This window comes from Campylobacter cuniculorum DSM 23162 = LMG 24588, from assembly GCF_002104335.1.
Lineage (GTDB): Bacteria > Campylobacterota > Campylobacteria > Campylobacterales > Campylobacteraceae > Campylobacter_D > Campylobacter_D cuniculorum.
This window is the reverse complement of record NZ_CP020867.1, coordinates 153,218-173,236: the sequence shown is the minus strand read 5'-3', so window position 1 is coordinate 173,236 and position 20,019 is coordinate 153,218. Positions and strand designations below refer to the sequence as shown.

Here is a 20,019-nt window from a genome sequence, read left to right as displayed (position 1 = left end):
ATGCAAACAAAAATCATTCCTTCTTTAGATTTGATTGACGGCGAGGTAGTGCGACTTTTTAAGGGCGATTATTTTCAAAAAAAGATTTATAAGCAAGATGCTAAAAATTTGCTTAAAGCCTACGAAAAGGCTGGGGCAAAAGAGTTGCATTTGGTGGATTTAAGCGGTGCAAAAGATCCGCGTAAAAGACAGCTTGCTCTCATAGAAAAATTGAGTCATTGTGTGAAAGTGGATTTGCAAGTGGGCGGAGGAATTCGCTCTAAAGAGGAGGTTAAAGCCTTGTTGGGTAGTGGGGTTAAAAGAGTGGTGATAGGTTCTTTAGCGATTAAAAATCCTAAACTCTGCCTTGAAATTCTTAAAGAATTTGGAAACGAATCCATAGTTTTAGCCTTAGATGTGGTTTTAAAAGAAGATTATAAAATTGCTATCAATGCTTGGCAAGAAGAAAGCGATAAAAAACTTATGGAAGTTTTGGAATTTTATGCGGACAGAAAACTCAAGCATATTTTATGCACTGATATTTCAAAAGATGGGACAATGCAAGGACCTAATACAAGGCTTTATCATCTTATCCACGATATTTTTCCAAATCTTAGCATTCAGGCTTCTGGCGGGGTTTCTTGCCTTGATGATTTAAAAAGATTGAAAGGAATTTGTAGCGGGGTGATTGTAGGAAAGGCTCTACTTGAGGGTGTTTTTAGTGTAGAAGAGGCGATAAAATGCTTACAAAAAGAATAATTGCTTGTTTGGATGTAAAAGACGGCAGAGTTGTTAAGGGTGTGCAGTTTAAAAATCACAAAGATATGGGAGATATTATAGAACTTGCGAAATTTTACTCGCAAAATGGCATTGATGAGCTTGTGTTTTACGATATTGCTGCAAGCGTGAGGAAAGAAAGAATTTCTAGAGCTTGGGTGCGTGAAGTGGCGAAAAATATATCCATACCTTTTTGTGTAGCTGGAGGGATAAAAAGCGAGGATGACGCAAAAGAACTTTTAGCAAATGGTGCGGATAAAATTTCTATCAATTCTCCTGCTTTAAACAATCCTCAACTCATCACAATTTTAGCAAAAAGCTTTGGGACTCAATGTGTGGTTGTTGGGATTGATAGTTTTAAAGATGAAAATGCACAGCTTAAAGTGTATCAATACACAGGCGATGAAAAAAGCTCGAGACACAGCGGAAAAAACACGCTTGAATGGGTGAAAGAAGTGCAGGATTTGGGAGCGGGTGAGATTGTGCTTAATATGATGAATGAAGATGGACGCAAAAATGGCTATGATTTAGAGCAATTAAAGGCTGTGCGTGCGATTTGTAAAATTCCATTGATTGCAAGCGGAGGGGCTGGAAATGCAAAACATTTCTTAGAAGCTTTTAAACTCGGCGTTGATGGAGCTTTAGCAGCAAGTATTTTCCATCAAAAACTCGTGGATATTAAAGAATTAAAGCTCTATTTAAAAGACAATCAAATTCCCATAAGGAGTTGAAATGATTTTACAAGATTATCTTAAGAGTATAAAAAATATGAAAGAAAATGACAGAGAGCTTTCGCACAGGCCGGCACTTGAAAATTTCTTAAAAGCCTTAAAGAACGAGCTTTCTTCAAAGCATAAGGATTTTGAAAAACTCAATATTAAGCACGAGCCAAACAATAAAGAAAAATTTGGAATGCCCGATTTTGAAGTTACAAGAGCAGATTTGTTGGTGGGATTGATTGAAAACAAACGCATCAATACGGATTTAAAGTCCATTGTGCAAAGTGAGCAGATTGCAAAATATATGCAAATCAAAGATAATATCATACTGACAGATTATTTGCATTTTTCTCTTGTGCGTCAAAATGATAAAAATCAAGCAAAGATTATCAAAGAATGTAAGATTTGTGATTTCAATGCGCTTAAAAGCCTTGCAAATGCTAAGTCTGGGGGGCATTTAGAGGATAAAGAAAAGGAGCTTTTAGAATTATTTGAACTCTTTTTGAGTTACAAGCCAAAGCCTATTACCAGTGCATTAGAATTTGCCTCCGCTCTTGCTGGACGCACAAGAAACCTTAGAGGTTCTTTAGAAAGATGCGAACAAGAAGCACATATTAAGGGTCTTTACAATACTTTTAAAAGAGAACTTTATGAAAAATTAGAATTTAGTGAATTTTGCGATTCTTTTGCACAAACGCTCACTTATAGCCTTTTTCTTGCAAAGCTTAACAATAATAACAATGAAAAAATCAGACTGAGTACAGCAGCAGATTTCATACCTAACAATTTTCCTTTAGTCCAAACTATGAGTGAATTTTTAAGAAAACTTGATAAAGTGGATATAAAATGGCTTTTAGAAGATATGCTCTATATCATCAATCACATTGATACTGCAAGCATTATTAAGGAACTTAATAAGACCTTTGAAAAGGATTTATCTGGAATTCCCACAACCGCCTTGCATAAGGATCCCTATTTACATTTCTATGAGACCTTTTTGAGATATTATGATCCGCAATTAAGAGAGCTTCGCGGTGTGTATTATACCCCTGCAAGTGTTGTGAATTTTATTATCAATGCTATAGATTCTGTGCTTAAAAGAGATTTTGAATTATCAGGTTTAAGTGCGGCATTAGACAATGAAAATATCACTTTGCTAGACTTTGCCACAGGCACAGGGGCCTTTTTGTTAGAAGCCTTTAGAAAGGCTTTAGGGGACATAGAAGACAAAAATAGCACAAGATGTGAACCCAAAAAACTCCTTACGCGATTTTTTGGCTTTGAATACCTCATCGCTCCCTATACTATTGCTCATCTTAAACTTCATCAAAGTTTCAAAGAGGAATTTGAACAACCGCTAGAGGATGAAGAAAGGGTAGGAATCTATCTCACAAACACACTTTATTTTAAAGATATAAAGCAAGAACAAAATGACAAAAGCAATATCCATGATAGCGAACATCCAGAACTCATAGAAGAAGCTATAAATGCCCAAAAAACTAAAGAAAAACAAATCCTCATCATCACAGGCAATCCGCCCTATAGTGGTGCAAGTGCTAATAAGGGCTTATTTGAGGATAATATACGCATAACTTATGGATTAGAGCCAGAATCGCAATTAAATGAAGAACAACAAAGACTTATAAAACGCTATCTTAATGCCAAAGATAGCAAAGAGAAACCAAAAGATTATTTAAGCCTTAAAACAACCTTTAAAAAAGCTTTTGAAAAGAATAAGCTCAAAGATGAAAAAAACACAAAATGGCTCTTGGATGATTATGTGAAATTCATTTGCTTTGCAGAATCTAAAATCAAAGAGCAAGAGAGGGGAATCTTCGCCTTTATCTCTAATAACAGCTTTTTAGACAATCCTACCTTTAGAGGAATGCGTTACTCACTTCTTAAGAGCTTTGATGCCATTTATATTTTAGACCTGCATGGCAACACAAGGAAAAAGGAAGCAACTCCTGATGGAAACAAAGATGAAAATGTCTTTGATATTATGCAGGGCGTTTCTATCAATATCTTTATAAAAAATACATCTTGCAATGACAGCTTAGCCTCACTTTACCATTATGATTTATATGGCAAACGCAAGGATAAATACAAATTTCTTTATGAAAATTCCTTAGATTCCATTGAATGGAAAGAATTAAATCCTCAAGATCCCTTTTATCTGTTCATTCCACAAAATGATGATTTGAGGGCAGAATACGAGAAAGGCTGGAGTGTCAAGGATATGTTTAGGGTTTCTGGAGTTGGGATTACTTCAGCACATGATAATTTTGTAATTGATATTTCTAAAGAAAAATTATTGCAAAAATTTGAATCTTTTAAAAGATCATCACCAAATGCCAACGAATTATATAAAACATTTGGAGTTAAAGAAAAGAAAGGATGGGATATTTTGCAAGGTTGGAAAAATTTGCAAAATCAAAATGATTTATCAAAGTTCATTAAAAAAATCGCCTATCGCCCCTTTGACTTTCGTTATATCTTTTATGAAAGAAAGCTTGTTTGGCGTTGTGTGGAAGATATTATGAAGCATTTTCTGCAGGGTGAGAATCAAGCCTTAATCGTGTCCAGACAAAGCTCTGCTGTTGGAGATAGCGAGATAAATACTATTGCAATCACTGATAAAATGGTGGATATTAATTTTTATCGCAGAGGAGGAGAGCAGGTAATGCCTCTTTACCTTAAAAACACAGAATCTCCTCAAAATAAAAGCTCTAAGATTCTAAAGAACACACAAGAAAGAGAAAAAGACGCAGAAAAAGGTGGGTGGGTAGAAAATTTCACGCCAGAATTTCGTGAGTTTATTGATAAAAAATACAATGAGCATTTTGAGCCTCTTGAGATTCTAGGCTATATTTATGCTGTGCTGTTTCACAAGGGCTATAGGGAGAGATACCTTGATTTTCTTAAAATTGATTTTCCTAAAGTGCCTTTTGTGGATTCTAAAGAGAAATTTTTAGAACTTAGTCAGTTAGGATTAGAGCTTATAGATGTGCATTTAATGAGAGAGAACAGAGCATAATGAGAATGACTTGCAATATTGGACTAAATGTAGCAAGACAATACAAAATAAATGGCTCTTGGCAATGTGTAATAGTAACAAGCACTCTAGTAGATCTTTCTCTTATGGGTGGAGGCAATACAGGAGCAGGGACAATCTTCCCGCTCTATCTCTATCAGAAGGCACAATAATGCAAAATATCGGCTTGGTGTGTGATAGAGGGTGTAAATTGCAAGAAATAAATAATATTTTTATCACACAAAATATTATAGACTTGCATTTAGTTGGCAGTGGAAGTTATGTTTTTCCACTTTATATTGACAAAGGAGTCAGCAATGAGTGAAATCGGTGAGGGTCGGTTTAAAAACAATAAGAGGGATAATAAAAAAATAGAAAAAATTTCCTATAATGAAAAAGAGCAAGAGCTTTTTGTCAATGATTTTTTGTATTTTATAAAAGTCTCTAAGGAAGTGTGGGAGTATAAAATCGGGGGTTATCAGGTTTTAGACAAATATCTCAAATCACACAAAAACGAGGAGATTGACACAGAGTATTTTACAAAAATCATTCAAGCTCTGCATAAGAGCTTAGAGATAGAGAGCAAAATTGCTGCGATTAATATCTTTGATGAAATTTAAAATTTTTAAAGACTTCATAAAAAGCTTTATGTTAAACTTGAATTTTAAAAAGGAAAGAAATGAAAGATATAAACGTTTAGATTCGCAAATTGATTGGCAAAAAGTCAAATGGGTCAAAAAATATAAAAATGCGATTTTTCTAAATTCTTTTGATATATAAACATAAATTGCTTTTGATAGCAAAGAAAATTTTCTTGTATTTTATGATGCTTATAGTAAGGAAATATATGGCAATTAAGACTTATAGTTTTTGCGAAGCTAAGCCCTTTGTGAAATGGGCTGGAGGCAAACGAGCCTTGCTTGATTCTATCATTTCTTTAATGCCACGTGATTTTAAGAATTATTTTGAGCCTTTTGTGGGAGGTGGGGCTTTATTTTTTGCTCTGCAGAGTAAAGGGCTTTTGGATTCTAAAAGCATTGTCTTAAGTGATAAAAATCGTGAGCTCATCAATGCCTATGAAGTCATAAAAAGCGGCCCACAAAGTCTTTTAAAAGAATTAAAATCCTTTCAAAACAAGCACAATAAGGATTTTTTCTACACGATACGCAATCTTGACAGAAAAGAGGATTTTGCAAATTTGGATTCTATTTTTAGAGCTGCACGATTTATTTATCTTAATAAAACCTGCTTTAATGGGCTGTGTCGCTATAATGCAAAGGGGCAATTTAACACACCGATGGGAAGCTATAAGAATCCTCAAATTTACAATGAGAATTTGATTTTAAATGCTTCAAACGCTCTGCAAGGGGTGAAAATTTTGCAGGGTGATTTTGAGGAAGTTGCAATGAATGCCGCAAGCGGAGATTTTGTCTATTTTGATCCTCCCTATTATCCGCTCAATAAAACTTCAAGTTTTGTGAGCTATATTGATGTTTTTTTAGAAAAAGAACAAAAGAAACTTTTTGAAGTCTTTAAAGCCTTAAATTCACGTGGTTCAAAGGTTTTGCAAAGCAATTCTAATGCACCTTTTATACGCAATTTATACAAGGGCTTTAATTGCATAGAAATTCAAGCAAATCGTGCCATTAATTGCAAAGGTGCTAAGAGAGGTAAAATAACAGAGCTTTTAATCAAGGGAAATTATGAGTAAAAATAATGAGAGTTGGCAAAAAATCTACAAGGATTTAAAAATTGACAAACATGATTTCAAATCAAAACCATTTTTTATAAATGCTGAAGAGATTAAAGATTGTGTTAAAGATTTCAAGCAAACTTCACAAAGAGAAGTGAGGATTTTATGCAAACAAGATTCTAGAGAAGATCGTCCGCAAATTTTTATTGATAATGAGCTTTTTATTTTACCTATTAAAAATGGAGAGTATGTTCTTTGCAAAGGGGAGGGTTATGTGGATATTCCAGACATTCATGCAGACATCAAAGAATATGAGAGTAAATTAGATTTTGAATTAAAAAGTGCTTGCATTGGAAACTCTGAAATGCAACATTTGGATTTTGCCTATGCTTCAAGTCTTATTCGCACATTTATTGACGATGAAAGCTTGGTTTTAAGCATACGAGGACGCAAATATACGCCACAATTTTCCTTTTATACAAATATTTATGATAATATAGAAGTAAAATCTGTCCAAACGGAAGTGGATTCTGGTTTTGAGGGTAGAGATAAAATTGTATTGGTTGAAGCAAAAAATAATCAAACAAAAAACATCATCATAAGACAACTTTACTACCCGATGAGACAATGGCAACTCCATACACAAAAAGAAGTTATAACGCTCTTTTTTGAAAAAAGAAAAGAATGCTTTTTGATGGGAGAATTTGGATTTAAAGAATTGCAAAATTATAATAGCATATTCTTAAAAAAGAGTGCAAAATTTAAGATTAAAGGAAAGAAATGAAAGATTTTGAACATTTAAATTCGCAAATTGATTGGCAAAAAGTCAATAAACTTTTGCCTGTTATCATTCAAGATTATAAGAGTTGTGAAGTTTTAATGCTAGGTTTTATGAATGAAGAAGCCTTGCGTGAAAGCTTGAGGCAAAAAAAAGTTGTATTTTTCTCACGCACTAAAAAAAGACTTTGGACTAAGGGTGAGGAAAGCGGGAATTTTTTAAATATCGTGGATTTAACACTTGATTGCGACAAAGACACGCTTTTAATCTTGGTCAATCCCGTAGGAGCAACTTGTCATACAGGAGCTATTTCTTGCTTTGAAGAGCTGTCTAAACAGGCGGATTTTGTGTTTTTATCAAGACTTTCAAGATTGATTGATTCACGCAAAAATGCAGACGCAAAAAATTCTTACACCGCAAAACTCTTTCAAAGTGGCACAAAAAGAATAGCACAAAAAGTTGGAGAGGAAGGCGTTGAAACAGCCTTAGCTGCAGTCGTTAAAGATAAAGAAGAACTCATTTGCGAAGCGGCGGATTTGATGTATCATCTTAGTGTTTTATTAGCTGATGCGAATTTAAGTTTTAATGAAATCATTGCTAAATTAAAAGAAAGACATAGAAGCGAATAGCTGTTCTTATCTATAAATTCTTTTTCATTAATCTGTATTAAAAATAAAAGCTTTGAGTAAATTCAAAGCTTATTTTTGGCTTAAAAGCTATACAAGCTCTATTTATCTTTTATTTAAACCTTTGGTTGTATTCGATGAATCTTTTTTCATTCAGCATTGATTTTTATGATATAAAATTATTTAAGATAATAATCAATTTGCTCTTTTTGAAGTATGCGTATTAAGTTGCTTGAGCCTTTAACGCCTATTGGAAAACCTGCTGTTAAAATATAGCATTTTTCCCTATCCACTAAACCTTTCTCTACGCTTGATTTTACGGTATCTTTGAGTAAAAGAGTTAATTCATTGCTTGGATTGACTAAAATTGCAGGATTAACCCCCCAAACTATGGTTAAGAAATTTAAAGTTTTCTTAGAATGTGCTATGGCAATAATTTTGATATTTGGACGATATCTTGCAATTTTTATGGCAGATTTTCCACTACTTGTTAAAGCAAAGATTGAATCCACCTTTAAATCCACTCCAAGTTTCGCACTTGATTGCATGATTTTGTCTGTATCATCACAATACTCAAAAATATCAAATTTATTATAGGGATAGTATTTTTCAGTTTCTATAATAGTCTTACACATAATATCCACAGCATTAGCCGGGTCTATACCCACAGCACTTTCTTCGCTAAGCATTACCGCATCTGTTCCGTCTAAAACAGCATTGGCAACGTCAGAGATTTCAGCCCTTGTTGCGGTTTTGGATTTGGAGAGTGAAAACAGCATTTGCGTGGCAGTAATAACAGGTTTGCTCGCACTATTTGCTTTATGAATGATTTGCTTTTGAATGTTTGGCACTTTATAATAAGGCACTTCTATACCCAAATCTCCGCGAGCAACCATAATCCCGTCGCTTGAGTTGATGATTTCATCGATATTTTCTACAGCATCAAATTTTTCTATTTTAGCAAAAATAGCAATTTCGGCATTATTTTTTTCAAGTATCTCACGCACTTCATTAATGTCTTTTGCATTTTGCACAAAAGAAATGGCTAAAAAATCCACATTATTTTCAATGCCCCAAAGTATGTCATTTCTATCTTTTTCAGTGATAACATCAATATTTATTTTAGTGTTTGGGAAATTTATACCCTTATTTGAGTTTAAAAATCCATCATTTTCTATTAAAGTTTGGATATAATTTTGATTAATCTTTGTAACTTTAGCACGAATGCTTCCATCATAAAGATAGATATAATCATCAATTTTAAGTATATTGAGAATTTCACTTTGATTGATACTTAATTTATAATGATTAGAATCAAGTTTAACTCCAAGAATTTGCTCTTTATAAAAATCAAGTTTATCGCCCTTTTTAAGCTCAAATGGCTCTTTAAGCTCTCCTGTGCGAATTTTAGGACCGCTAATATCTTGTAAAATTCCCACTCTAGTGTTTAATTCTTTAGCAACTTTACGAATATTGCGTAAATTTTTTTTATGATACTCATGAGTTCCGTGAGAAAAATTAAAGCGAAAGACATTAACTCCATTGATAATCATCTGTCGCAAAACATCTTTTTTTTCACTCGCAGGTCCTATGGTTGCGACAATTTTGGTTTTTTTAAGCATAACTTTCCTTTTTTTGAATCATTATACTAAAATTTTAGAAACAAAATGGTTACAAAATTTACAATAATTCAGAAGCAAACTGATCCTCTTTAAAATTAACTCCCAAATATTTGCATATAAGTTTAGCATCTCTTTCCGCATTACCAAGACAACTTGTTGCACCGGGACTTGGAGTCATATTAAAAATGATTCCATCTTCGACAATGCTTGCTTCACCAAGCATTAATTCTCCACGCGTTTTGTCAATCACTTGAGGACGCACCCCACCGAAACCTTGAGCATAGTAAATATCACTTGCTTTCAGGCTAGGGACGATTTTTTTAGCATCTTTGATAAATAAATTTTTATTGATAAATGGAATTTCAAAAAGATAATTATAAAATATATAGTTTCTTACCGTAGAGTCTTTAAGTATTTTAAAGGCAATTTTTATCACGGTTGTATCAAGTTGCAAGGTTTGGAAAAATTCTGGCACAGATTTTAAGCCCTTATAACGTTCAAGTTTAGGAATGGCTAAAGCTGTAGGACCAAAACGTGTATTCATATCAGCAAGTAAATCAGGATCTCCGTGCAAGGCTGCAAAAGGAAGTTTTGGGTTTTGCACCATATAAACCTTACCATTGAGAAGCTTTTGTTTGGTCAGATAAAAACTCCCGGCAACAGGCCAACAAGATTTATCAAGCCCAAATCCCATTTTATGAGCCAAATACAAAGAATGTGCTCCAGCATTAACAACAACCGCTTTTGCACGATATTCTTGATAAGTATGAGTTCTAAGAATGAAGATTCCGTCCTTTTTTTCTATGCTGACAATTTCTTGATTGAAAGCAACAAAGGTATTTTTATTTTGTTTTTGTCCTTGTTCGATTAAACTTTGACTCATCTTTCCAAAATCCACAGTTGTAAAGGCTTTGCCAACTTCAACGCCCATAGCACAAATATTTTCTGCCCTATCATTAACCCCGTCTTCACCTAAGATAACTTTTGGTTCAATTTGCTTAATCTTAGCTTTATCAAAAAACTCGATATAAGGATAAAGTTCTTTAAATTCCTCATAACGTTTTTTCATATACTCACATTCACTCTCTCCGACCGCTAAAGCCATCTTTTGATGAGCAAACATAAATTGATTTTGAGCATTTTGCAAAAGTAAATATTTGACGACCATATCAGCACTTCTTTTGACTTTTTTAGCCTTTTCAAGTGTGTAATTTGTTTCTATGTCACCACAATGAATGGTTTGAGAATTGCTTGTTCCTTTGCTGTTTAAAGTAGCAGGAGCATTGTATTTTTCTATCAAAGCAATATTTTTAATATCTGTATATCTTGCAAGTTCGTAAAATAAGGCTGTGCCTGAAATTCCAGCTCCAATGATTAATACATCAAATTCTTGTTGACTCATTTTTCATTCCTTTAGAAAAATATTATCTTTCAAACATTAAAGTTTAGTTTATTTTACTTTACAAAAACATAAAATAAAACAGAGTGAAAAAAGCTTGAGTATTTTTGTAACATTAAATTAAAGCAACAAATTCGGATTTTGCTCTATAACCTTTTTCATTCCTCTAAAAATTAAAAGTTTATCATAAATTGCATAATTAAAAAAATTTGCTAAAAATTTTCCATCTCCGCCCGTGAAATAAAGCTTTTTATTTTGCATTGTATCTTTAATCAAAAGATAAATTCCTTTAAAAACCCCATAACTCAAAGCGTCCATTGTCCTTTGTGGGAAAGCATCAAGACTGATTTGAGTATTCAATTCACATCTAAGTTTTGGTGAAATTTGGGAAAAAATTTTACGATAATTTGCGATTCCGGGCAAGATAAATCCACCCAAATGAATGGAATTCGAAACAACATCAATAGTGATTGCACTGCCTGCATCAATCACAACTCCATCATTTATGGTATAACAGGCTGCAATTCTATCCACACCCAAACCTTGATAAATGGTATCAAAAGCAAAATAAGGCTCAAGATTTATAAAATCTTTTTTAAGTTTTAGATGTTCTTTAAGTCTTTCATTTACATTGATATAATAAACTTTTTCTTCGTTTTTAAATTCTAAAAATTTTTCTATGCTTAAACAAAAATATTTATTATGATGCAAAAAACTCGCACTAGAATTCCCAATATCACATAAGAGCATAGACTTTAAATCCTTTCTCTTCTAAGAATTTTTTAGCCTTAGAACAAAGAGCTGCTTTGTAAATAAAATATTTTTCAGATATTTGACTTTCGATTAAAAGTTTTTCTTCAAAAATTTGCTCTAATAATTTTTCTAAAAATAAAGCATCTTTACTAAGAAATCTTGTTTTAGCTCTATAAACAAAGACCAAAGCCTTATGATTAAATCCGCATAAATAACTTTTCTTTTTTGTTAGTTTTTCTAAATTTAAAATTCTAAAATCTTCAAAATGGAAGTCTAATATTTTAAGATTTTCTTCTAAATTTTTCATAACAAATCTAAAATTTTATCCGCATAATAGAATTTTGTAGAGCCTATAAAAGACATTTTTTCATTAATATCTGGAAGTTTGAAAACTTGAGCGTTTTCTAAATTTAAATCACATTTAATTAAATAACCTGTTTTTTCAATGATATATAAATGGTCATTATGAATGTTAGCTTGAGTGAATAGAGCAAACTCAAATTTTTTCTCCGCTTTTTTATTTAAATTAAAATCTGTTTTAATCACATTTCCGTCTTTTGAGAGTATGAAAATAGAATCTTTATCCAAAACAACATCTTTAATCTCAGCATTTAAATGCAGAGTTTGAGACGGGGAAAATACAATGATTTTTTTAGCTGTTGCAGCAATCATTTTATCGTCAAATACATTAAGAGAGATGATATTATTGAAAAAATATTCCGCAGAAACGATTATATCTCTTAAAATTTTTTGAGTCTGTTTTGAAAAAATCACAATTTTTCCGTCTAAACTTGGATACACAATCACACTCTCTAAAAATACAGGAGCTGCCACGCGACTATCTTGAGCAACGGCTGGAGGGAGGGTTTGAGAAAATTTAATTCCTAAACTTCTGTTCGCTAAAACTATAGTATTATCCGCAAGGACTAAGGCTAGATCATTGCCTTCCAAAGCCACGCTTAAAACACTTGCATCGAATTTTTCACTATAAACTTCTTGATGATTATTGTCAAAAATTTTTAAATTGCCATCATTGTCTGCAACAATAAATTCTCCGTCTTGATAAGCAAGAAGATTATAATTTTTTTCAAGTTTAAAATTCCCAATGTTTTCTTCATTTTTAAGAATAGCAGTATCGTTATTCAATGTTGCAGAGAAAAGACTGGTGGAAACAATTTTTGCTTTTAAATTTTCAGTATGATTTAAATTTCCGTCAATTTCAGCAGGTTGAAAATATTGCCTTTTTGTTCCACAAGCACAAAATAATACAATAAAACTAAAAGCTAAGATGAATATTTTCATTGATTAATCCCTTGATAATGTTTTAAATTCTTAGCAATTTGCCCTAAGGTTGAATCTGTTTTGATTTGAGAAAGCAAGATATTTGCCTCTTCAATTTTATCTTCTTCTAAAAGTTTATAAGCTTCTAAAATTTTATTAAAATCCTTTAAAAAGAAAGATTTTTGGTTTAAATTTAAAGCTAAAATATTTCTTAGATTGTTATCGAGATTTTTATCTTTATAAAGAGCATTTAGCTCATTTAAAAGCTCTACATTGTCTTGTTCTTTATCGAATTCATTTATTAAAAAAATTGTATAAAGATTGATATTTTTCTCTTTTAAATTTGCAAGTTTTTCTTTATCTTTTGGGGATTGAATAAGACTTGCGTAAATTTCATTGCTCTCTTTGATATTTTTTTCTTCTAAAAAATTGACAATAAAATTAATTGCAAAATAAAGCAATAAAATAACTAAAACCCCGAGTATATAAAATTTATATTTTTTTATAAATTTTTCGCTTTTTATGAATTTTTCTAAAAATTGTTCCTCTGTGTTAAGCTCTGTTTTTACAGCTTTTAAATTATCTTTAAGCGTCAAGTGCTATCCTTAAAAAAATGATTTAAATTATATCATAATAAATGCAAATACACGCTAAACATTTTAAGCCTTTTTATGATTTTTTATGATATAATCTTAATTTGAAAGTTTATATTATTATGAAAAAAGGTTATTAAAAATGCAAATTGATGAGAAATTATTAAGCAAACTTGAAAAATTAAGTGCTTTAAAAATCAATGATGAAAAAAGAAATGAGCTTGTTAATCAATTGAGCGAAATCGTCAATTTTGTTGAAAAACTTAATGAGCTTGATTTAAGTTCATTGCAAGCTACAATCAATACAATCGAAGGGGGAACACCTTTTAGAAAAGATGAGGTTAAAAGTAGCGAAGTTATTGATGAAATTTTAAAAAATGCTCCAAAAACTAATGGGCATTTTTTTGCGGTGCCAAAGATTATAGAGTGATTAACTAAATATTTATTTTTATAACATAGAATTATACTTTACTTTGCTGAAAATTTATGGGTTTTAGAATATGAATTTTTATTGGTTCGATGTGTTTATTTTGGGTTTTACTTTGCTTTTAGGACTTAAAGGCATTTTAAATGGCTTGATTAAGGAAGCTTTTGGACTACTTGGTATCGTAGGAGGTGTGTTTATTGCTTCAAAATATTCTAATCAAGCAGCCTTATTTATACAAGACACCTTTTATAAAATACAAAATGAATCTTTAGCATCTTTTGTAGGATTTTTAGCCCTTTTGATTCTTTTTTGGATTTTTTGTTTATTATTTGGAAATCTTTTATCTAAGATGGTTAAATTGAGTGGTTTAGGTTTTTTAGACCGCTTGGGAGGATTTTTATTTGGCGGAGTAAAGGTTTTTTTGATTTTTGCAATTTTGGTTTTTTGTATTTCAAGAATTAATTTTTTAAATGAAAAATTAGAGAATTTTGCAAAAGATAGTTATACCTTGAGTTTGCTAAAAAATGCGGGTTCTTATATAATGAATCAACCTTTGGCTGAAAAAGGTTTGCAAAATTTACACGAAGAAGTTAAAGAAAATTTGCAAGAATTAAATTCTGATTTAAATCATACTCAAGAGGAGTTATAATGCTGATTGAAAATATAGAATACGATGTTTTATTAGAAAGATTTAAAAAGATTCTTAGACAAGGTGGGCTTAAATACACCAAGCAAAGAGAAGTTTTACTTAAAACCTTGTATAATAGCGATATACATTACACTCCTGAAAGTTTATATATGGAAATCAAACGCAATGAGCCGGATTTAAATGTTGGCATAGCAACGGTTTATAGAACTTTAAATTTGCTTGAAGAAGCTGAAATGGTAACTTCTATCTCTTTTGGTTCAGCGGGAAAAAAATACGAACTTGCTAATAAACCTCACCACGATCATATGATATGTAAAAATTGTGGTAAGATTATAGAATTTGAAAATCAAACCATCGAAAGACAACAATCTTTAATCGCAAAAGAACATGGTTTTAAGCTCACAGGACATTTGATGCAACTCTATGGAATTTGTAGCGATTGCAATCACAAAGCAAAGGTAAAAATATAAATGTTTGATAGCATTTTAGAGCAACAAAAAATAGACAAAGCAAAGGAATTTAAGAATGCAGGTGTAAATCCTTATCCGCATTTTTTAAAAAAAGAATATTCCATTCAAGCTTTTAAAGAAAAATTTGCTTATATTTTAAATTTAACAGAAAAAAGAGATGAAAATCAACGCGTAAGCCTTGCAGGGAGGATTAAATTTCTTAGGATTGCTGGGAAATCAATTTTTGCAAATATAGAAGATCAAAGTGGAGTCTTACAAATTTATTTTAATAAAGACACACTTGGAGAAGAAAAATACAATTTATTTAAGAAAAATTTAGAAGTGGGTGATATTATCTTGGCTAAAGGTTATGCTTTTGTAACCAAAACCGGCGAATTCAGTTTGCATATTAGTGAGCTTGATTTAGCGACAAAGGCTATTGTGCCTTTTCCTGAAAAATACCACGGACTAACAGACATAGAGCAAAGATACCGCAAACGTTATGTGGATATGATTATAAATTCAGAAGTGAGAAAAGATTTTTTCATACGCTCTCGTGTGGTGAGTTTGATTCGCCATTTTTTTGAAGACAAAGGCTTTTTAGAAGTTGAAACACCGATGATGCATCCTATTGCAGGAGGGGCAAATGCAAAACCTTTTAAGACCTTTCATAATGCTTTAGGAGTGGAAAGATTTTTAAGGATTGCTCCTGAACTTTATCTTAAGAGATTGATTGTCGGCGGATTTGAAGCAATTTTTGAAATCAATCGTTGTTTTAGAAACGAGGGAATGGACCTTACACATAACCCTGAATTTACAACCATTGAATTTTATTGGACCTTTCATAATTATAAAGATTTAATGGATTTAACCGAAGAGCTTTTTGCTGTGCTTTTAGAACAATTAAATCTGGGAAAAATCATTGAATTTGATGATAAAAAAATCGATTTTTCAAAACCTTTTGAGAGAATCAGCTATAAAGACGCCCTTAAAAAATATGGAAATTTAAGCGATGAGCTCATAGAAAATAAAGAAAAAATTTTAATCAAGCTTAAAACAGATGGTTTTGAAGTGAATGAAAAACTAGAGCTTGGACATTTACAAGCTGAGCTTTTTGATTGCTATGTTGAAGATAAATTAATCAATCCTACTTTTGTGGTGGATTTTCCTGTTTCAATCAGTCCCCTTTCAAGACATAGCGATAAAGATGAGAGCATTGCTGAAAGATTTGAGCTTTTCATTTGTGGAAAAGAAATAGCTAATGGTTTTAATGAGCTTAATAATCCTATAGAACAATATCAAAGATTTTTAAAACAAATCGAAGCTAAAAAAGCCGGCGATGAAGAAGCTTGTGAGATGGACGAAGATTTTGTCAATGCTTTAGGTTATGCGATGCCACCGACTGCGGGAGAGGGTATAGGCATTGACAGATTGGTCATGCTTTTGACGAATAAAAAATCCATTCGTGACGTGATTTTATTCCCAGCAATGCGTCCTTTAAAATCAGAATTAAAAGAGGAGAACCAGTGAGTTTAGAAAAATTTGATAAAGAAATTTTTGAATTGACAAATAAAGAGCTCGAGCGTCAATGCGAGGGCTTAGAGATGATAGCAAGTGAAAATTTCACCTTGCCAGAAGTTATGGAAGTGATGGGAAGTGTTTTGACAAATAAATACGCCGAAGGCTATCCGTCAAAGAGATATTATGGAGGCTGTGAATGCGTTGATGAAATTGAAAATTTAGCCATTCAAAGATGTAAAAAGCTTTTTAATTGCTCTTTTGCAAATGTTCAGCCTCATTCTGGTTCGCAAGCGAATCAAGGCGTGTATTCAGCTCTTTTAAATCCGGGAGATAAAATTTTAGGAATGGACTTAAGTCACGGAGGACATTTAACACATGGAGCTAAGGTAAGCTCTTCAGGCAAAATTTACCAAAGCTTTTTTTATGGGGTTGAACTTGATGGCAGGATTAATTATGAAAAAGTGCGTGAAATTGCCCATATTGTCAAACCAAAGCTTATTGTGTGTGGAGCAAGTGCTTATGCAAGAATTATTGATTTTGCGAAATTCAGAGAAATTGCCAATGAGGTTGGGGCTTATTTGTTTGCTGATATTGCACACATTGCAGGACTTGTTGTAGCAGGAGAACATCCAAGTCCTTTTCCACATGCTCATGTTGTAAGCTCAACAACACATAAGACTTTAAGAGGACCAAGAGGCGGGATTATTATGTGTAATGATGAAGAAATTGCTAAAAAAATCAATTCCGCAATCTTTCCCGGAATTCAAGGTGGTCCCTTAATGCATGTGATTGCAGCTAAAGCGGTAGGGTTTAAATTCAATCTTAGCGAGGAATGGAAAATTTACGCAAAACAAGTCATTAGCAATGCTAAAATTTTAGCTCAAACTCTCATTGCGAGAAATTATAAACTTGTCAGCGATGGCACAGACAATCATTTGGTTTTAATGAGCTTTTTAGACAGAGCTTTTAGCGGAAAAGATGCGGATTTAGCTTTAGGTCATGCAGGAATTACAGCAAATAAAAACACTGTGCCGGGTGAAATTCGCAGTCCTTTTGTTACAAGCGGCTTAAGACTTGGCACTCCAGCACTCACTGCAAGAGGTTTTAAAGAAAAAGAATTGGAAAGCATTGCAAATTATATTGCTGATATTTTAGATGACATTAATAATACAAAATTACAAGCAGAAATTAGAGAAAAACTCAAAACTCTTGCGAGTAATTTTATCATTTATCCAAAGGCTATGTTTTGATTTCAAGTATGGATTTGTCGCTCATTAAAATGATTAGCGACCATTATTATATTAAAAGGGATAAGATTGTTAGAAAGTGTGAATTTCGTGGTCGTTATTTTTTCGATAAATTTGAAAGAGTGAATGCACCTTTAAATGCTAATATCATAAGAGACCATGCAGCAAAAAAGATTGTCGTTGCACACGATTTAATCACTAGAGATAATAAAGTTGAAAATATTGTTTTTGATTATAATGGTTTTAACGCAGAAAGATTTTGGCATAGGGCTCAACTTATTTTGCGTGAAGAGGGTTTTATAAATTTTACAGCCTATAAAACTAAAACGCCCGGACATTTGCACTTATATATTCACAAGGGACATACAGCTTTAAACGAGGGATACACCTTAGCCTCAAAATTGTCTATGATGTTTGCAAGTAAAATGCCTATAGAATGGAGGGTTTTTCCTACTATGGATATGCCTAGGGATTTTAATATTTTAATTGTGCCTTATGAGGTTTATCAAAAAGAACGTGGCAGTTCTTGGTCTAAACATATGTGAGAAAGGAAAGATATGGAAAAGAATAAAAATGAATTTGATGATATCATTTTGGAAAAAAGCAATAAAAATGAAAAAATTAAGAAAATTTTGCTTAGAATTATTGCCTTAGTTATTTTATTTTTAGTTGTTATGATAGTGATGAAACTCATCAATGGTAACGATGATTCGACACAAAATAACATCACACCTCCCGAACCTTTAAGCACTCAAAATGAAAATTCAGATAATAATGGCTTTGAAAATGTCCCTATCACTCAAAATGATTCTCCAGAAGACCAGTTTGAAGCTCTAAGAAGACAAATTGAAGGTGAAAATTCACAAACAGCTCTTGCTGAAAATAATTCTTCACTTCCGGATACAAATTTTTCAGCACCAAGTGAAGAGCCTGCGACTCCTCCATTAAACGTAACAGAGCAAAGTACACAGGAAACTCCTAAGGTGCAAGAGCCTACACCTGCTCCGGCTAAGCCAAAAACTCAACCGACTCAAACAAAAAAACCACAAGCTCCTAAAGAGCCAGAAAAATCTGACACAAAAGAACTTTTTAAAAATGTCGAAACAAAACCTGTTTCGAAAGACGGCTTAACTCCGGGACTTTATGTGCAAATTTTTTCTGTGAATAATTTAGACCAAAAATCCAAAGAACTCGCAGCTGTTAAGAAAAAAGGTTATGATTATAAACTCTATAAAACAAGTATCAATGGGAGAGAAATCACTAAGGTTTTAATCGGTCCTTTTGATAAAAATAATATCAGTGCGGAGCTTGAAAAAATTCGCAAAGATGTTGCAAAAGATGCTTTTTCCTTTACCTTAAAATGAAATTTTTATGCGTCATAGGTGATCCGGTAAAGCATTCTAAATCCCCTAGAATTCATAATAACGCCATTAAGTCTTTGGGACTTGATGGCATTTATACCCGCTATCATTTACAAGAGGAAAGTGAGCTTCGCAATTTATTTTTTAAACTTAAGCTCAATGGTGCAAATATCACCTTGCCTTTTAAAGAACAAGCCTTAAAAATAGCCGACATTAAGGATAAATTCGCACAAGAAATAGGAAGTGCAAATACGCTTGTTTTAAAAAACAATCAGCTTTATGCCTATAATACCGATGCAACGGGATTTTTAAAGGCGATTGAGGATTTTAAAACCATAAAAAAAGCTTTGATTTTAGGAGCAGGTGGCACAGCTCGTTCTATCGCTTTTGCCTTGAAACAAAGAGAGATACAGCTTTGCATAGCCAATCGCTCTAAAGAGAGGCTGGAACATTTTAAAGCTTTTCAAAGTGTTGTTTATGAAGATTTGAGGGATTTTGACTTTGATTTTGTAGTCAATACAACTTCAGCAGGTCTTAATGATGAAAATTTGCCTTGTGATAAAAAAATCCTTGATAAAATTTTATCCCATTCAAAATATGCTTTTGAAGTGATTTATGGCAAACAAACTCCTTTTTTAAAACTTTGCAAACAATATCAAGTTGAGTATAAAGACGGGCTTTTAATGCTTTTATGGCAAGGAGTCTTTGCTTTCGAGCTTTTTTTTGACATTAAAAATCAACAAGAAAAAATCAAATCCGCAATGCTTGAAGCTTTGAATTTAAAATAAATTTTTAAATTCAAAGTTCTTAAAATTTTTATAAAAATTTATATTATTTTTTACTTTACTACGCTTTTATTTTGCTTTTTTTTAGAATATTTTAAGACGCTCTTTGTGAAGCTTTAACGTGATTAAACTTTATAAAAGAGCATAAAAAGCAAGAAATAAAGCCGAGTTAAAGCCCTAAAAAAGAGCCTTACAAGCCTTTAAAACAAGCACTTTAATCTCTTAAAGCCTTGATATTTTAGGATTTTTGCACTGATTTTAAGGGGGCTATGAACCTCCTATTTTTTATTTTGTGCGTCTCTTAATTTGTGTCAAAATTCTAAAAT

Annotated in this window: 23 protein-coding genes; 17 read left to right on the top strand and 6 right to left on the bottom strand. The window is 32.3% G+C overall.

Features of this window, described 5'->3' with window-relative positions; translation table 11 throughout:
- The 9 genes from hisA (at position 1) to hisIE (ending at position 7,609) form a co-directional block, all read left to right on the top strand.
- A complete protein-coding gene (hisA, locus tag CCUN_RS00895) occupies positions 1–738 on the top strand; it encodes a 1-(5-phosphoribosyl)-5-[(5-phosphoribosylamino)methylideneamino]imidazole-4-carboxamide isomerase (protein ID WP_027305102.1) in 738 nt (245 codons plus the stop codon).
- Positions 720–1,487: an imidazole glycerol phosphate synthase subunit HisF gene (gene hisF / locus CCUN_RS00890; RefSeq protein WP_027305103.1), complete on the top strand. Its 768-nt coding sequence runs from the start codon at positions 720–722 to the stop codon at positions 1,485–1,487. The genes hisA and hisF overlap by 19 nt, the downstream gene beginning before the upstream one ends.
- 1 nt (position 1,488) lies before the next feature.
- Positions 1,489–4,512, top strand: coding sequence for a type ISP restriction/modification enzyme (locus tag CCUN_RS00885; protein WP_051521671.1), 3,024 nt, complete (start codon positions 1,489–1,491; stop codon positions 4,510–4,512).
- A gap of 5 nt (positions 4,513–4,517) precedes the next feature.
- A complete protein-coding gene (locus tag CCUN_RS09695) occupies positions 4,518–4,682 on the top strand; it encodes a hypothetical protein (RefSeq protein ID WP_157258329.1) in 165 nt (54 codons plus the stop codon).
- Positions 4,682–4,834, top strand: a complete 153-nt coding sequence (locus tag CCUN_RS00880; protein WP_027305104.1) for a hypothetical protein — start codon at positions 4,682–4,684, stop codon at positions 4,832–4,834. Before CCUN_RS09695 ends, CCUN_RS00880 begins: the two co-directional genes overlap by 1 nt.
- Entirely contained in the window at positions 4,827–5,129 is a 303-nt protein-coding gene (locus CCUN_RS00875) for a type ISP restriction/modification enzyme (protein WP_088245156.1), read from the top strand. Before CCUN_RS00880 ends, CCUN_RS00875 begins: the two co-directional genes overlap by 8 nt.
- Positions 5,130–5,356: 227 nt before the next feature.
- Positions 5,357–6,220, top strand: a complete 864-nt coding sequence (locus CCUN_RS00870; RefSeq protein WP_035175611.1) for a DNA adenine methylase — start codon at positions 5,357–5,359, stop codon at positions 6,218–6,220.
- Positions 6,213–6,986, top strand: a complete 774-nt coding sequence (locus tag CCUN_RS00865) for a type II restriction enzyme (protein ID WP_027305107.1) — start codon at positions 6,213–6,215, stop codon at positions 6,984–6,986. Before CCUN_RS00870 ends, CCUN_RS00865 begins: the two co-directional genes overlap by 8 nt.
- Positions 6,983–7,609 carry a bifunctional phosphoribosyl-AMP cyclohydrolase/phosphoribosyl-ATP diphosphatase HisIE gene (gene hisIE, locus CCUN_RS00860; RefSeq protein ID WP_027305108.1) on the top strand — a complete coding sequence of 209 codons (627 nt, stop codon included), beginning with the start codon at positions 6,983–6,985 and terminating at the stop codon, positions 7,607–7,609. Before CCUN_RS00865 ends, hisIE begins: the two co-directional genes overlap by 4 nt.
- Positions 7,610–7,785: 176 nt before the next feature.
- Here hisIE and pyk read toward each other — a convergent pair whose 3' ends face one another.
- From pyk to CCUN_RS00830, 6 genes are all read right to left on the bottom strand, one after another.
- Positions 7,786–9,228: a pyruvate kinase gene (gene pyk / locus CCUN_RS00855; RefSeq protein WP_027305109.1), complete on the bottom strand. Its 1,443-nt coding sequence runs from the start codon at positions 9,226–9,228 to the stop codon at positions 7,786–7,788.
- Between the two features lie 58 nt (positions 9,229–9,286).
- On the bottom strand, positions 9,287–10,630 hold the full coding sequence (locus CCUN_RS00850; RefSeq protein WP_027305110.1) for an FAD-dependent oxidoreductase: 1,344 nt from the start codon (positions 10,628–10,630) through the stop codon (positions 9,287–9,289).
- 117 nt (positions 10,631–10,747) lie between these two features.
- Positions 10,748–11,377 carry a type III pantothenate kinase gene (locus CCUN_RS00845; RefSeq protein WP_027305111.1) on the bottom strand — a complete coding sequence of 210 codons (630 nt, stop codon included), beginning with the start codon at positions 11,375–11,377 and terminating at the stop codon, positions 10,748–10,750.
- Complete coding sequence (locus tag CCUN_RS09965; RefSeq protein ID WP_027305112.1) at positions 11,364–11,687, bottom strand: hypothetical protein; 324 nt, start codon at positions 11,685–11,687, stop codon at positions 11,364–11,366. The genes CCUN_RS00845 and CCUN_RS09965 overlap by 14 nt, the downstream gene beginning before the upstream one ends.
- The gene (locus CCUN_RS00835; RefSeq protein WP_027305113.1) at positions 11,684–12,682 is read right to left on the bottom strand and encodes a PQQ-binding-like beta-propeller repeat protein; all 999 of its coding nucleotides are present in this window, start codon (positions 12,680–12,682) and stop codon (positions 11,684–11,686) included. The genes CCUN_RS09965 and CCUN_RS00835 overlap by 4 nt, the downstream gene beginning before the upstream one ends.
- Positions 12,679–13,257, bottom strand: a complete 579-nt coding sequence (locus CCUN_RS00830; RefSeq protein ID WP_027305114.1) for a hypothetical protein — start codon at positions 13,255–13,257, stop codon at positions 12,679–12,681. The genes CCUN_RS00835 and CCUN_RS00830 overlap by 4 nt, the downstream gene beginning before the upstream one ends.
- Before the next feature lie 139 nt (positions 13,258–13,396).
- Between CCUN_RS00830 and gatC the strand changes: the two genes are divergently transcribed.
- From gatC to CCUN_RS00790, 8 genes are all read left to right on the top strand, one after another.
- On the top strand, positions 13,397–13,684 hold the full coding sequence (gene gatC / locus CCUN_RS00825; RefSeq protein WP_027305115.1) for an Asp-tRNA(Asn)/Glu-tRNA(Gln) amidotransferase subunit GatC: 288 nt from the start codon (positions 13,397–13,399) through the stop codon (positions 13,682–13,684).
- A gap of 70 nt (positions 13,685–13,754) precedes the next feature.
- Positions 13,755–14,330 (top strand): CvpA family protein, encoded by a 576-nt coding sequence (locus tag CCUN_RS00820; RefSeq protein WP_027305116.1) that lies wholly within the window; start codon positions 13,755–13,757, stop codon positions 14,328–14,330.
- Positions 14,330–14,800 carry a Fur family transcriptional regulator gene (locus tag CCUN_RS00815; protein WP_027305117.1) on the top strand — a complete coding sequence of 157 codons (471 nt, stop codon included), beginning with the start codon at positions 14,330–14,332 and terminating at the stop codon, positions 14,798–14,800. Before CCUN_RS00820 ends, CCUN_RS00815 begins: the two co-directional genes overlap by 1 nt.
- Positions 14,801–16,309, top strand: coding sequence for a lysine--tRNA ligase (gene lysS, locus CCUN_RS00810; RefSeq protein ID WP_027305118.1), 1,509 nt, complete (start codon positions 14,801–14,803; stop codon positions 16,307–16,309).
- Positions 16,306–17,550, top strand: coding sequence for a serine hydroxymethyltransferase (locus CCUN_RS00805; protein WP_027305119.1), 1,245 nt, complete (start codon positions 16,306–16,308; stop codon positions 17,548–17,550). The genes lysS and CCUN_RS00805 overlap by 4 nt, the downstream gene beginning before the upstream one ends.
- A complete protein-coding gene (locus CCUN_RS00800; protein ID WP_027305120.1) occupies positions 17,547–18,092 on the top strand; it encodes a DUF1882 domain-containing protein in 546 nt (181 codons plus the stop codon). Before CCUN_RS00805 ends, CCUN_RS00800 begins: the two co-directional genes overlap by 4 nt.
- A 12-nt stretch (positions 18,093–18,104) precedes the next feature.
- On the top strand, positions 18,105–18,911 hold the full coding sequence (locus CCUN_RS00795) for an SPOR domain-containing protein (protein ID WP_027305121.1): 807 nt from the start codon (positions 18,105–18,107) through the stop codon (positions 18,909–18,911).
- Positions 18,908–19,696 carry a shikimate dehydrogenase gene (locus CCUN_RS00790; protein WP_027305122.1) on the top strand — a complete coding sequence of 263 codons (789 nt, stop codon included), beginning with the start codon at positions 18,908–18,910 and terminating at the stop codon, positions 19,694–19,696. The genes CCUN_RS00795 and CCUN_RS00790 overlap by 4 nt, the downstream gene beginning before the upstream one ends.
- Positions 19,697–20,019: the final 323 nt, after the last annotated feature.